The 14,182-nt window shown below is 55.4% G+C and carries 8 protein-coding genes; 4 read left to right on the forward strand and 4 right to left on the reverse strand.

Translation table 11 applies throughout. The features are described from left to right. The first annotated feature begins 229 nt into the window (after positions 1-229). Entirely contained in the window at positions 230-1,042 is an 813-nt protein-coding gene (locus ACVKSX_RS07020; RefSeq protein ID WP_062758111.1) for a DUF4225 domain-containing protein, read from the forward strand. Here the strand turns inward: ACVKSX_RS07020 and ACVKSX_RS07025 are convergent. The 3 genes from ACVKSX_RS07025 to bglX form a co-directional block, all read right to left on the reverse strand. Beyond that, complete coding sequence (locus ACVKSX_RS07025) at positions 1,034-1,354, reverse strand: hypothetical protein (protein ID WP_031591701.1); 321 nt, start codon at positions 1,352-1,354, stop codon at positions 1,034-1,036. The two genes, ACVKSX_RS07020 and ACVKSX_RS07025, sit on opposite strands and share 9 nt — an antisense overlap. A 250-nt stretch (positions 1,355-1,604) precedes the next feature. Continuing rightward, positions 1,605-2,480 carry an oxygenase MpaB family protein gene (locus tag ACVKSX_RS07030; protein WP_033779532.1) on the reverse strand — a complete coding sequence of 292 codons (876 nt, stop codon included), beginning with the start codon at positions 2,478-2,480 and terminating at the stop codon, positions 1,605-1,607. A 96-nt stretch (positions 2,481-2,576) separates the two neighbouring features. Next, complete coding sequence (bglX, locus tag ACVKSX_RS07035) at positions 2,577-4,874, reverse strand: beta-glucosidase BglX (RefSeq protein ID WP_354438502.1); 2,298 nt, start codon at positions 4,872-4,874, stop codon at positions 2,577-2,579. A gap of 155 nt (positions 4,875-5,029) precedes the next feature. On the opposite strand from bglX, the gene dld reads away from it, so the two are divergent. From dld to ACVKSX_RS07050, 3 genes are all read left to right on the forward strand, one after another. Beyond that, complete coding sequence (dld, locus tag ACVKSX_RS07040; RefSeq protein WP_010260312.1) at positions 5,030-6,733, forward strand: D-lactate dehydrogenase; 1,704 nt, start codon at positions 5,030-5,032, stop codon at positions 6,731-6,733. 293 nt (positions 6,734-7,026) lie between these two features. Continuing rightward, the gene (chiP, locus tag ACVKSX_RS07045) at positions 7,027-8,424 is read left to right on the forward strand and encodes a chitoporin ChiP (RefSeq protein WP_159227198.1); all 1,398 of its coding nucleotides are present in this window, start codon (positions 7,027-7,029) and stop codon (positions 8,422-8,424) included. Between the two features lie 48 nt (positions 8,425-8,472). Further along, the gene (locus tag ACVKSX_RS07050; protein ID WP_354438503.1) at positions 8,473-11,124 is read left to right on the forward strand and encodes a beta-N-acetylhexosaminidase; all 2,652 of its coding nucleotides are present in this window, start codon (positions 8,473-8,475) and stop codon (positions 11,122-11,124) included. A gap of 455 nt (positions 11,125-11,579) precedes the next feature. Here the strand turns inward: ACVKSX_RS07050 and ACVKSX_RS07055 are convergent, their stop codons facing one another. After that, positions 11,580-14,027 carry a DUF3772 domain-containing protein gene (locus ACVKSX_RS07055; protein ID WP_010260302.1) on the reverse strand — a complete coding sequence of 816 codons (2,448 nt, stop codon included), beginning with the start codon at positions 14,025-14,027 and terminating at the stop codon, positions 11,580-11,582. Between the last annotated feature and the right edge of the window lie 155 nt (positions 14,028-14,182).

A 14,182-nucleotide genomic window follows, 5' to 3' on the forward strand; every position in this document is an offset into this window, starting at 1 on the left:
CTTTTTACCTTAACCGTTAATTACATTTCTGGCCGACTGTATAAATCTTTAACCCATTTATAGTCATTTGCTGCAGACGCAATTGATCAGCTTATCCTGGCGATCGCTTGAGTAGTCGCCTGCTGCTTATTATTATGGCATCGCTGATTACCAATGGAGCGGCCTTTAGTTGTTTACAGCTGATAATCAGAGAGTATTATCGATGATGTAATGTATAGGGAGATAAAAAATGGACGCAGCATTGCTTGAAATAATGCGCTCAGGCGGGAGGAATAAAGCCTGGGCTGAAACAATGGTCAACCTTGAAGCCAGGAAACTTATCGATACAGCTAACAGGTTGTCAGCTTTCTATCTCAGGGATGGGCTAACCCGGATGCAGTTTGTCCAGGAAATAAAATCGGTTATTGACCGGCAGTTCGCCGCCGCCCGGCAGGCAAAATCTGATGAAGAATGCATGAAGTGCGTTAAGCACCTTAGGTCAGAGACAGAAAATCTTGAAGAGCAGGGACAATTGCTGCGTTCAAAGACAGCAGAACTCTACGCCAAAGTGGAGTTTGTGCGTGAAAACAACAAAATTGTGGGTTACATGATTTCCGCTGTTCATGTTGTAATTTCAGGTTTTGCTGTTGTCGGCGGTGCTTTGATGATATCGACAATGACGCCACTCGGCGCACTGGCCGGTGCCGTTCTCGTTATGGACGGGCTTAATGGGCTGTCTAAAGAACTCATTCCGCGCCTCTCTGGCGAGAACACAGAAGGCATGTTTGCCGATGGTGCAATGCAAGCTGCTGAATTTATGGGTTTTAAGCCAGAGTCAGGACTGGCTTTTTATAATACGGTAACGCTTACTGCCGATATTTACAGCATTAGGGGGCTGGCGAGAAAGCCTGGCGCATGGCGGCTGTTCAGATGGATGCCCCGTGATTACTTCCGTAAAGTTGACACTATGAGCCGTCCGAAGCTGACCATGAAAATCGTTGGCTGGGGTGTTAAAGCTAAAGTGATATTTGATTTACTCAGCCTAAACGAGCAATCACGCTAACTCTTTATTCAACCGGCAGTAACGCCATGACTTCCAGGCCAGCATTGGCGGTTGAATAAACGTCACTATGACTACCCCGATTAGCAGAGACAGGCCTCCGCCTAAAATATATGTTTTAGTGGAGAAACACAGAAGAAATATAAAGACTAACGTGCAGCCAGAAATAATCCATAACAGCACCCTGAATCTGTTTTTTAAATCCGCTACGGCTTCCCCCAGAGTACCGCCATAGCTTTCAAGGTTATTTTTAATTTTTTTCAAATCAGCATCAGTAAAACCCGACTTTAGCAAATCTGCCTCACTAACTTTCATGGTGCTTCACCTTTCATCCATAAAATGTGCATTCATTCTACCGCAATTATATACGCGTATGTCTCTCATGCGGCAACTTCCGTCGCTGGCACAAAACGGATGTTAGTATCTGCCCCAATCAGCCTGTTGTAACTAACCCCCAATAAGTTAACGTCTGCACAAAAGCACCTGCCCAGGCCCCGATATCTAACACTGCGGTTGAGTAATCCTTTATGCGCTAAAGCAATCCACCCTTTTACCAGTGAACATCTCACCCCACATCCCTTCCCATCCGCACCATCGCCCGATACCAGGCTCCGCGCTGAATTGACCACCTTAACCCCACCGCTATCGCATTAATCTTCCGGTCAATGATTGCCTGCTGAAAGCGGCCGATCTCCGTACCGGACATTGCCTGCGCCCAGGCTGGCATCAGCCCGAACCCTGACTTCAGCATGATTTTCATCACCGGTTTTGCCTGCCAGCTGGGTGCGGGAGCATTCATCAGCAATCGCGTCACTTCGGCAGTGCGATGATCAAAGCGCAGCTCTGAACGCATCTGTTGCAGATAATCCGCAACATCAACAACGCTTTTCGGTACCTTCTCCGCCCCCAGCGCTTCGGCAATCTGCGCCGCTTCCTGATAGTACTGATCCTGCCCGGCGCGGCTGAGGTGTGGATTTTTGTAGCGCAGATGGGCGGCCAGAAAACGGCTGGTCTCCGCCACATGCACCCAGGTCAGCAGATGCGGATCGCTGGCGGCATAGGGTTTGCCTTCGCTATCAACGCCGCTGACTTTCAGGTGAATGCGTTTCACCCGGTCAATCAGCGTCTGTGCATCCTGCGAATTACCGTAGGTGGTCACCGCGATAAACTGACTGGTGCGCCGCAGGCGGCCCATCATATCTTCACGGAAATTAGAGTGATCCCAGACGCCCGCCAGTGCCGCCGGATGCAGCATCTGCAACAGCAGCGCGCTGATCCCGCCGCACATCATGGAGGTGAAGTCACCGTGGACGCGCCAGATCACGCTGTCCGGGCCAAACAGGCCGGGATCGCCAGGCGGTTGAGAGAGATCAAATTCATTCATCGACAGGCCGTTAAGGCGGAATACCTGCTGCTGAATGCGGTCACGCAGATTAATCATGATGGCTCTGATAGTGGATATGACGCGGCGCGCCGTAGCAGGACGCTAACGACGCGCCGCATCACCTTCCCCTGACGTCAGGGGAAAGGCTGACGGTTATAAATAGTTGAACTGCCCATCCTCGGTACGAACGGAATCGAGTCCAATCATCACGTTGAATTTGCCGGGCTCTGCAACATGCTGCATCTGCTGGTTCCAGAACTTCAGCGCATCCACGTCAATTTTAAAGGTCACGGTTTGCGACTCGCCTGCTTTCAGCATGATGCGCTTAAAGCCACGCAGCTCCTGCACCGGACGACTGATGGAAGCGACCGGATCGTTGAGGTACATCTGTACCACCGTCGCGCCATCGCGTTTACCGCTGTTGGTCACGGTCACGCTGGCTTCAATGCTGCCGTTACGCGGCATGGTCGGTGAGGACATTTTTACCGGCGACACGGTGAAAGTGGTGTAGCTCAGGCCGTAACCAAACGGATAGAGTGGACCGTTAGCCGCGTCGTAGTAGTGCGAGGTGTATTTGTTCGGCTTAGCAAAGTTGTAAGGACGACCGGTTGGCAGATGGTTGTAGTAGATCGGAATCTGACCCACTGAACGCGGGAAGGAAACCGGCAGCTTGCCCGACGGGTTGTAGTCGCCGAACAGCACATCGGCGATGGCGTTGCCGCCTTCGGTGCCGCTGAACCAGGTTTCCAGCATCGCATCGGCCATCCGATCTTCATTCACCACTGACAGCGGGCGTCCGTTCATCAGCACAATCACCAGCGGCTTACCGGTGGCTTTCAGTGCCGCTAACAGCTTCTGCTGGCTCGGCGGGATCACCAGGTCGCTGCGGCTGGAGGCTTCGTGCGCCATACCCTGCGCTTCGCCCACGGCGGCAACTACCACATCGGCCTGTTTCGCTTTGGCGACCGCGTCATCAATCAACTGCTGCGGTGAACGCGTATCCACGGAAACCGCCTGCTCATAGAGGTTCAGGAAGTCCTGAATCCCTTTGTTGTCGGTGACGTTGGCGCCCTTCTCATAGAGCAGCGTAGCCTTGCCTTCGGTGGCATTGCGCATGCCCTGCAGCAGCGAAACGGATTGCTTCGCCACGCCAGCGGCGGACCAGCTGCCCATAATGTCGCGCTGGCTGTCTGCCAGCGGACCAATCAGGGCAATGGTGCCCGATTTTTTCAGCGGCAGCGTTTCCAGGCGGTTTTTCAGCAACACGATGCTTTTACGCGCGACGTCGCGCGCTTCAGCCCGGTGCAGACGGCTTTCCGAATTGGTGTCCTGCGGATCGCTCTCTTTCGGACCTAAATGGCTGTAGGGATCGTTAAACAGGCCCATGTCATATTTGACGTTGAGCACATGGCGCGCCGCATCGTCAATCTCCGCCATGGTGACGTCGCCGCTCTTCACCAGAGCGGGCAGATACTTGCTGTAATATTCGTCGCTCATGCTCATATCGACACCCGACTTCAGGGCGATGCGCACCGCTTCCTGCGGATCGCTGGCGACGCCATGTTTGATCAGCTCTTTAATTGCGCCGTGGTCGCTGATGGTGATGCCTTTGAACTTCCACTTATCGCGCAGCAGATCTTTCAGCAGCCAGCTGTCCGCCGTGGCGGGTACGCCATTGATCGAGTTCAGCGCCACCATCACGCCGCCGCTGCCGGCATCCAGTGAGGCTTTATAGGGCGGCAGATAGTCCTGAAACATGCGCTGCGGGCTCATGTCCACGGTGTTGTAATCGCGTCCGCCTTCCACTGCGCCGTAGAGCGCGAAGTGCTTCACGCTGGTCATCACGCTGTAGCGATCGGCAGCACTTTTGCCCTGCATCGACTGCACCATGCTGCGACCCATTTCGCTGGTGAGATACGTATCCTCACCGAAACCTTCAGAGCCACGGCCCCAGCGCGGTTCACGGCTGACATCCACCATCGGCGCCCAGGTCATGTTCAGGCCATCGTCGGCCGCTTCATAGGCAGAGACACGCCCCACCTCTTTCACCGCATCCAGATCCCAGCTCGACGCCAGCGCCAAAGGAATCGGGAAAATGGTGCGCTGACCATGAATAACGTCGTAGGCGAAAAACAGCGGGATCTTCAGGCGGCTGAGCTGCATCGCCTGATCCTGCATCGCGCGGATATCCTGACGGGTTACGGTATTAAAAATCGCGCCAACCTGACTCTTCTGAATCATGTCGCGAATCACTTCTTTCGGATTATCAGGTCCGACGCTGATTAAACGCAGCTGGCCGATCTTCTCGTCCAGCGTCATTTTTTTAAGCAGTTGGTTGACGAAGGCATCCCGCGCCTGTTCGGTCATCGGGTGGTTACCTGGCACTGTCTCAGCCAATGCCGGTTGCATCGCGAGGGAGACAGCGAGACTAACAGAGTAAATCCATTTCATCAGGTTGGGTTCTCTTAAGTAACTGCGCAATATCGAATAAACAGGCGGCAGTGTGCCACAAGATGAGAATAGCAGGTAGCTGCCGCTGTCACACTGCGTTGAGGTGAGTTGACGTGCTACAGTTAGGACGCACTGATAAGACAAGGGAATTGCTCATGATACAAACCTCTGCCCTGCTTTCTGACCTGCGCCGCCTGGTCGGCCCTACCCATCTGCTGACTGAACCTGAACAGACCGCGCGCTATCGCAAAGGCTTTCGCTCCGGCGAAGGCGAGGCGCTGGCGGTGGCGTTTCCTGGTACGCTGCTGGAGCTCTGGCGGGTACTGCAAACGCTGGTGAATGCCGATGTCATTATCCTGATGCAGGCGGCGAATACCGGCCTGACCGAAGGCTCGACGCCGCATGGCGACGATTACGATCGTCCGCTGGTGATTGTCAGCACCCTGCGGCTGGACAAGCTTCAGCTGATCGACGAAGGCCAGCAGGTGCTGGCGTTCCCCGGCAGCACACTCTATCAGCTGGAAAAAGCGCTGAAGCCGCTGGGGCGTGAACCCCACTCGGTTATTGGCTCCTCCTGTATTGGTGCCTCGGTGCTGGGCGGCATCTGTAATAACTCCGGCGGATCGCTGATAAAGCGCGGACCGGCCTACAGTGAAATGGCGCTGTTTGCCCAGATTGATGCGCAGGGAAAACTGAAGCTGGTGAACCATCTCGGTATCGATCTTGGGACGTCACCGGAAGAGATTCTGGGGCGGCTGGATGACGACCGCTGGCAGCCCAAGGATGTGCAGCACGATGGCCGTCACGCATCCGATCATGAATATGCCGACCGGGTTCGTGAAGTAGATGCGGATACGCCCGCCCGCTATAACGCCGATGCGCGTCGCCTGTTTGAAGCATCCGGTTGTGCCGGGAAACTGGCGGTCTTCGCGGTGCGACTCGATACCTTCGCCAGCGAACCGCAGCAGCAGGTGTTTTACATCGGCACCAACGAACCCGGCGTTCTCAGCGATATCCGCCGTCACATGCTGGCGCATTTCACCCATCTGCCGGTGGCGGGCGAATATATGCACCGCGACATCTATGACATTGCGGAAGTCTACGGCAAAGATACCTTCCTGATGATCGACAAGCTGGGCACCGACAAGATGCCGCTGTTTTTCACGCTGAAGGGGCGGGTTGATGCCTGGCTGAGCAAACTCTCCTTCGTTAAACCGCACTTCAGCGATCGCCTGTTGCAGCGCCTGAGTAAACTGTTCCCGGCGCATCTGCCGAAACGCATGAAGCAGTATCGCGATAAATATGAACACCATCTGATGCTGAAGATGTCTGGCGACGGCGTGGCGGAAGCGCGTAACTATCTGCGCGACTACTTCCGTGAAGGCGGTGGCGAATTCTTCGAGTGTGAAGGCAAAGAAGGTGCGCACGCCTTTCTGCATCGCTTCGCAGCGGCGGGTGCGGCGGTGCGCTACCACGCGGTGCATTCTGATGAGGTCGAGGACATTCTGGCGCTGGATATCGCCCTGCGTCGTAACGATGCGGACTGGTTCGAAACCCTGCCCGATGAGATCCGCGCCTCGCTGAGCCATCGTCTCTACTATGGTCACTTCTTCTGTCATGTGTTTCATCAGGATTACATCGTCAGAAAAGGCGTCGATGTGCATGCGCTCAAAGCGCAGATGCTGGAGATTCTTCAGGCGCGGGGCGCGGAATATCCCGCTGAACATAACGTCGGACATCTTTATCAGGCCAAACCGCAGCTGGCGGCGTTCTATCGCCAGCTCGATCCCACCAACAGCTTCAATCCTGGGATTGGCAAAACCAGTAAGCAAAAGGGATGGGCGGTGAAGCAGGTTTAATCGCCTTATGGATTAGCCTGCTTATCTGAGCAGGCTGATTGTCATACAACCGGGAGGCCCGTTCGCACCACCAGCTTCCCATTGCAACAGTCCTGCCAATAGCTAACATTTTCATCAGAAAATTAATCTCCCCTCCCATATTGCACCTGCTTTATTTTATCTCATCGGGTTCTGCGCAATAGTTCACAAATCACCACGCTGCCAATTGATAATTCGCGTCGCGAAAAATAGATTAACGCCACAATAATAATATTCTGCTTAATTATCCGGATTGCATTCAGGGAGGAATAATCATGCGAAAAATTAATTACGCATTAGCGTTAGTTGAAATAGCCACCGCATTAATAGCGTTAACTGCAATAAGTTCATCACCGGCTTACGCCAGCGGATTTATTGAGGACTCATCGCTTAAAGGTAATGTTTTTTACTGGCAGCGTCAGCGAGATCGCAGAGACACCAATCCCGCCAGTGAATATCAGGGGCAGTATCGGGCTAATTTACATCATGCCTCGCTCAACAGTAATCTCGACTATCAGTCCGGCTATGCCGGAGAGTGGATTGGTCTGGACCTCGCGATTTTCGGTGCTGCTGAGCTTTCCAACAGCGGCCCCGCCGCACCCAATGAAATTGGCTTCAGTAAGGCGCGTACCCGCTGGGATGAAAAGTGGAATGGCGACAGCGGCGGTGCTTCTGTTTATAAAGCCGCACTGAAATTAAAATATAACGATTACTGGTTGCGTGCCGGTTATATTCAGCCAACCGGCCAGACAATTATTGCGCCACACTGGAGTTTCTTACCCGGAACCTATCGCGGCGTCGAAGTCGGTGCGCTGTATGATTTCCAGCAGGCCGGTGCATTATCACTCTCCTGGATGTGGAGCGACAAATATAAAGCGCCCTGGTATCGTGATTTATATAATTTTCGCCAGGCTGATGGCAAAACATCTGTCAGCTACCTGCATTCGTTCGGTATGAAATATGACTTCAAAAATAACCTGGTGCTTGAGGGCGCATTTGGCCAGGCGGCGGATTATATGGATCAATATTTTGCCAAAGCCTCGTGGTCAGCCACGCCCGGCGGCAATGCACTCTACACCAGCTATCAGTTTTACGGGGCGCACGACAAAGTAGCGGGCGGTGCCGCCAATCCCCGTGATGTCTATGACGGCCTGGCCTGGTTACAGGCGATCACGGTCGGCTATACCGTCGGCCCGGTTGATCTGCGACTCGAAGGTAGCTGGGTCAAAGCAGAGGGGAATCAGGGCTTCTTCCTGCAGCGCATGACGCCAGGCTACGCCAGCTCCAATGGACGACTGGATATCTGGTGGGATGCCCGTTCCGACTGGAACGCCAATGGCGAAAAAGCGATCTTTGCCGGGGCGATGCTCGACTTAACGCCGTGGCAGCTGGCGGGATGGAAAGTAGGCGCATCGTACGTCTGGGGCTGGGATGCCAGACCCGCCACGCTGCCCACCGTTGACCAGAGCCAGCGGCTGAAAGAGTCCGCCTGGAACCTTGATCTGATCTATCAAATCCAGCAGGGGCGCGCCAAAGATACCCTGTTTAAACTGCATTACACCCGCTACGACAATCACAGCAATCTGCCCAGTTACAGCGGCGGTTACGGCAACATTTTTCAGGACGAGAAGGACATCAAATTTATGGTTATCGTGCCGTTTACACTGTTCTGACGCCCTGCAGACTCCCGGATATCTCTTCAGCAGCAAGGATGAATCAATATGTTTAAGTTAAGCCTTATCGCGCTCACTCTGCTGGGCGCTGCAGCCACAGGCCACGCCAGCTCGTCAGCGCAGCAGGTGGTGAATCAGATCAGCCAGTTTGGCGTCACTTATCAGGTGAACGATAATCAGGCCGCCCTGCATGGCACCGACTGCGCCGCGCTGGGTGCCGACTATGCCGCCTGCAATCGCGCCACCATTACCCTGACCAATAACGGCCCAGCCCTGACCGATAAACACTGGGCAATCTACATGAGCAACGTCCACCAGACGCTGCGGGTCGATAACGAACAGTTTAAAATGACCCATCTGGTCGGCGACCTGACCCGGCTGGAGCCGACTGAGAAGTTCACCGGCATTGGCGCGGGCGAATCGGTGCAGATTCCGATCGTTAACGAATACTGGCAGCTGTTTGCCACGGATGTGATGCCGCGCTGGTATGTGACGTCCGGGCAGGCCACCCCCAAAATTATTGCCAGCACCGATCATGAAGATCCCAGCCAGTTTGTGTTGCCGTTGGGGGATAACTGGCGACGCAGTGCCGATGACCGGAATATCCTGATGCAACCCGCCAGCCGGTTTGATAAAAACAGCGATGTTGCCACCCTGCCCGCTTCCGCGCTGCGCGGTCAAATCACACCCACGCCGCTTGAGGTGAAACTTCGTCCGCAGGATGCCGATCTCAGCCGTGGCGTCAGTCTGTCTCTGACCGGGTTGACCCGTGAAACCGGTGAGGCGGTAAAGCAGCGTCTGACCCTGCTTGGTCTGAAAGAAGATCCTGATGGATTTGCCATCAGGACGCAGATCAAACCGGGTCACTTCAGCGGCAAACAGGCTAAACCGGGCGCATACGATCTGGATATCACCCCACGCCGTGCCATTGTGGTGGGCTACGATGCTGCCGGTGCGTTCTACGGTCTGATGTCGATTCTCTCGCTGATACCCACCGAAGGCGCGCCGCGTATTGCCACGCTGGAAGCCCATGATGCGCCACGCTTTGCCTATCGCGGCGCGTTTCTTGACGTTGCCCGCAACTTTCACACTAAGCAGGCAGTGATGCGGCTGCTTGATCAGATGGCGGCATGGAAGATGAACCGCTTCCACTTTCACCTCAGTGATGATGAGGGCTGGCGGATTGAGATTCCCGGCTTACCGGAATTGACTGACGTGGGGGCTAAACGCTGCCATGACCTGAGCGAACAGCGCTGCCTGCTGCCGCAGCTCGGTTCCGGTCCGTTCAGCGATAACAACGGCAGCGGCTATTTCAGTCGTGCCGACTACATCGAGATTGTGAAGTATGCCCAGGCCCGTCACATCCAGGTGATCCCGGAAATTGATATGCCCGCCCATGCCCGTGCCGCCGTCATCGCCATGGAAGCGCGCTATCAGCGGCTGATGAAGGAGGGACAGTCTGAACAGGCCAGTGCGTATCGCCTGATCGATCCCACCGACGACTCCAATACCACCTCGGTGCAGCTCTATGATCGCACCAGCTATCTCAATCCCTGCATTGCGGGTTCACAGCGGTTTGTCGATAAAGTGATCGGTGAAGTTCAGGCGATGCACCGGGAAGCGGGACAGCCGCTCGGCGTCTGGCATTTTGGCGGTGACGAAGCGAAGAATATCCGGCTGGGTGCTGGCTACTCGGATAAACGCGACCCTAAACCGGGCACCGGTCTGCGCGACTGGAGTAAAGAAGATCTGCCGTGGGCGAAATCGCAGGTTTGTCAGGCGCTGGTGAAGAGCGGCAAAGTGGACGATCTGGCGCACCTGCCGAGCTACTTTGCCCTGACCGTCAGTGACATCGTTAACCGACACGGTATTGGCAAAATGCAGGCCTGGCAGGATGGTTTAAAACATGCCAAAGATTCAGCAGCCTTTGCCACACCGCGCGTCGCGGTCAACTTCTGGGACACCCTCTATTGGGGCGGTTTTGACACAGCCAGCGACTGGTCACAGAAAGGCTACGACGTGGTGATCTCCAGCCCCGACTATCTCTATCTGGATTTTCCGTATGAAGTTAACCCGCTGGAACGCGGCTATTACTGGGGCACGCGCTTCAACGACGAGCGCAAAATCTTTGGCTTCGCGCCGGATAACCTGCCGCAGAATGCTGAAACCTCGGTGGATCGCGATGGCAACTTTTTCAGCGCCAAATCAGAGAAGCCCTGGAGCGGTGCTTACGGCATTTCGGCCCAGCTGTGGAGCGAAACGGTGCGCACTGATGCTCAAATGGAGCACATGATCTACCCTCGCCTGTTTGCAGTAGCGGAACGAAGCTGGCACCGCGCCAGCTGGGAGCAGGATTACAAGGCGGGTCAGGAGTATGCGGGTGGCAAAACCCATCTGGTCGATCAGCAGGCGCGTCTGAATGACTGGCAGCGATTTGCCAATCTGCTGGGACAGCGGGAACTGGCGAAGCTGGATAAGGCGGGCATCGATTATCGCCTGCCGGTGCCGGGAGCCAGAATCGTTGATGGCATCCTGTCGATGAACGTGGCCTTACCGGGCGTTACGCTGGAGTACAGCCTGGACAACGGCACAAACTGGCAGCGCTACGATGCCACCAGACCGCCGCAGGTCAGCGGTGCGGTGGCAATTCGCTCGGTGAGCCGAGACGGGCAGCACACCAGCCGCGTTGAATCCCTGTAGAAAGCGAAGTGTGAACGGGCTGAGAAGCCAGCGTTTGAATATGAAAAAGGCCGACAGAAGTCTAATGGCAGTCAGTTAAGCGACAGGGGATAACGCAGTCTGGTGCCGGGCAGGGGCTGGCGGTCCTCGCGCCGCTGCGCGGTTCCTTCACTTCATTCGCCTGCCTGACGGACCGCCGGGGATGGCACATCCTGTGCCGCCCCGCCTTTCGCCCGCGTCCTGCGGGCTCTCCTGGCAGACTCATTCTGTTCAGCGCTGCGGATTACCTGCCCCTGCCCGGCCCCAGCCTGCTCTGAAACTTCAGTGTGTATTGTTAAAAAGGGCACGATAGTGAAGGCCTGAGCGCCGCTGCTGCTCGCTCGCCCAGAAAAAAAGGCTGCCACGTTTGACCGTGGCAGCCTTTACAAATCTGATCTTAACTGATCAGCATTAGACAGCAGTCGGCCCTTTCACACCTAAACCAGCTTCTCTTCGGGGACCGGCTCCGCACCCGCCATCTGCTGACGGCGCTCGATAATCATGGTTTGCGGTGTGGAGAGCAGAATGCCCTCTTTACGCAGACGCGTCAGAATATCGAACAGCAGATCGCTCTTCGCCCCTGCGATCTGGCGCTGACCCGCCACGTTACCGGTGACGCTCAGTATAATTCCCTGCTGAGTCAGATCTTTAAACGAAACGGATGGCTCTGGCGTCTCCAGAATGCGTTCATTTTCGTTGTAGACCTCCAGCAGGATATCGCGCACTTTCGCCGGATCGATGTCGAGCGGGAACGTCAGCGTAATCGTGACCACCCCCTGCGCATTACCCATGGTGGCATTTCGCACGTTCTGCGAGATAAACTGCGAGTTCGGCACAATCACCGTGGATTTATCGCCCAGCTGGATCTCGGTGGCGCGCACGTTAATCCGGCGGATATCCCCTTCGATACCGCTAATGCTCACCAGATCGCCAACCTTCACTGGCCGCTCGGTCAACAGAATCAGCCCCGAGATAAAGTTCTTCACAATCTCCTGTAAGCCAAAACCGATACCTACCGACAAGGCACTGACGATCCAGGCCAGCTTATTCCACTGCAGACCCATGATCGACAACGTCAGCAGGATGACCAGTACATAACCGATGTTGCTGAACAGCGTCACCAGCGACACCCGCATGCCCACATCCATGGTGGTTTTCGGCAGGAAATCAGTGTCGAGCCAGCGGCGCACCGTTCGCAGCACATAGATGCCGACGATCAGGCAGATAATCGCATTCACCATATGCGCCGGGACGATATTCAGGGATTCAAGCCCTTTACCGCCCCAGAACTCAATCACTTTTTGCAGCAGTTCAATCGGCGTTGAAGAGGCAAAGGTCCCGTTGACCAGCGCCAGCGCCACAACCAGCACCAGGAAGGTTTTACCGATGGCCGTCAGCAACGTAGCCGTTTGCTGCAGATGACGCTCATTGATGTTAAGCGAACTCTGAATGCGGCGACCGGTTGCGTTACTGGTCGAGAACAGGCTCTCACAGCCATCGTTGAGCAGATGACTGAGGAAGTAGAACGAACCAAACAGCAGGCCGCACCAGATCACTTCATAACTCAGGAAGCGCGCCAGCGTGACGTAACCGATGAGCAGCGACACCAGAATGGCGATGCCGGTCAGCGTCAGGCCCATCTGGATCAGTCCGACCAGCGTAGAACGAGCCTCTGGTGGTGTGCCCGCCTGGGTCATACGGCGACGAACCCGGTTGGTGCGCATGCTGATCGCCAGCGCGGTAGTACCAATCAGCAGTGCCGTCAGCCCGTTGGCAAAAATGGTGGTATTCAGGCTGGTGCCGACGCTGTAGTTAAACGCTTCGACCGTCTGGAAGATAAAGACCAGCACGGCGGTAATCGGTGGAAACGGTTTTAACGCCATCGCCACTTCATTGGAGATGGTCGGTAACCGCCAGCTGGGTCGGCGGGTAGAGAGGAAAGCGCGTCCCAGTCCGGCAATCAGGCCACAAAAGACACTGAGCCGAACCAGTTGATCCACAAAGTCCTGAACGTTTTCAGAAACCTCATCACGGCGGGTAAAGGCCAGGGCGATAAAGTTAAAGGTGAGGACGACAGCCACCAGGGTGGTCAGGGCTATCGCTGCCGCCAGGAAACTGCGGCGCAGCTTCCCTTCCGGCAGTTTGTGAATGCTGATCCAGGCCAGAAACTCTTCGCTGTAACGACGGCCAGCCGTCATCACCAGCATCGCAGCCAGCAGCCAGAAGACACTGCCCACGCGCCAGCCTGGCTCCCATGAGAGTGCCGCGGTGTCCTGCAACTCCTGCAGGAATTCACCGATTTTCTCGCCATCCAGATCCTGACTATTGAGCAGTGGTGACCAGAAGCGCGGCCCCAGAATGGTGCCGGAGTTCAGCGCCAGCTGGCTTTTCAGCTGATCGCGGCGCAGGTTAACAATCTGCGAGGAGAGCATCAGCGCGCCATTTTTAATGCCTTCGGCCTGTTTGATCTGGTCGTCGAGTTTGCTTTTCTGACTCTCCAGCGCGTTACGCTTGCGCGTGACTTCCGACGTCTCTTTTACGCCGCTGTCGGCTTTAGGTGCCGGCCCCAGAACCTGCAACTGGGCTTCCAGTTGCTGGCGATCGGGGAGCAGCGCCTGGCCCAGCGTGTCGGCACTGCCCGAGAGCTCAAGCGCCATTTCATTCAGCTGAGTCAGCTTGTTTTCGCCAGCATCAACGGAGACCTGACTTTTGATTTTATCGAGGATCTTCTGCATTTTCGGCAGTTCAACCGCAGCATTCAGCTTCGGCGGCGCATCCTGTTCCTGAGCAGCAGTGGCCTTATCATCCGCGGCCAGCGTCAGCGCCGGGGCAAACGCCACCAGCGCCAGCATTAACAATGCAAAAAAGGATCGTAGCTTAAACATATGAGTAAGATTCCGGCAGCTTAAATCAGGCGATCTTCCCTCGCCAGTCGCGCGTAGTGTAGGGCTTTGCAAGGGATGGCAATATAGGAATAACGGGCATTTTTCGGGCTAATTCGGTGCAGACAGAAGCGTGAAAATCGCTGTACGCCTCTGCC

This window comes from Pantoea sp. PvP021, from assembly GCF_054056055.1.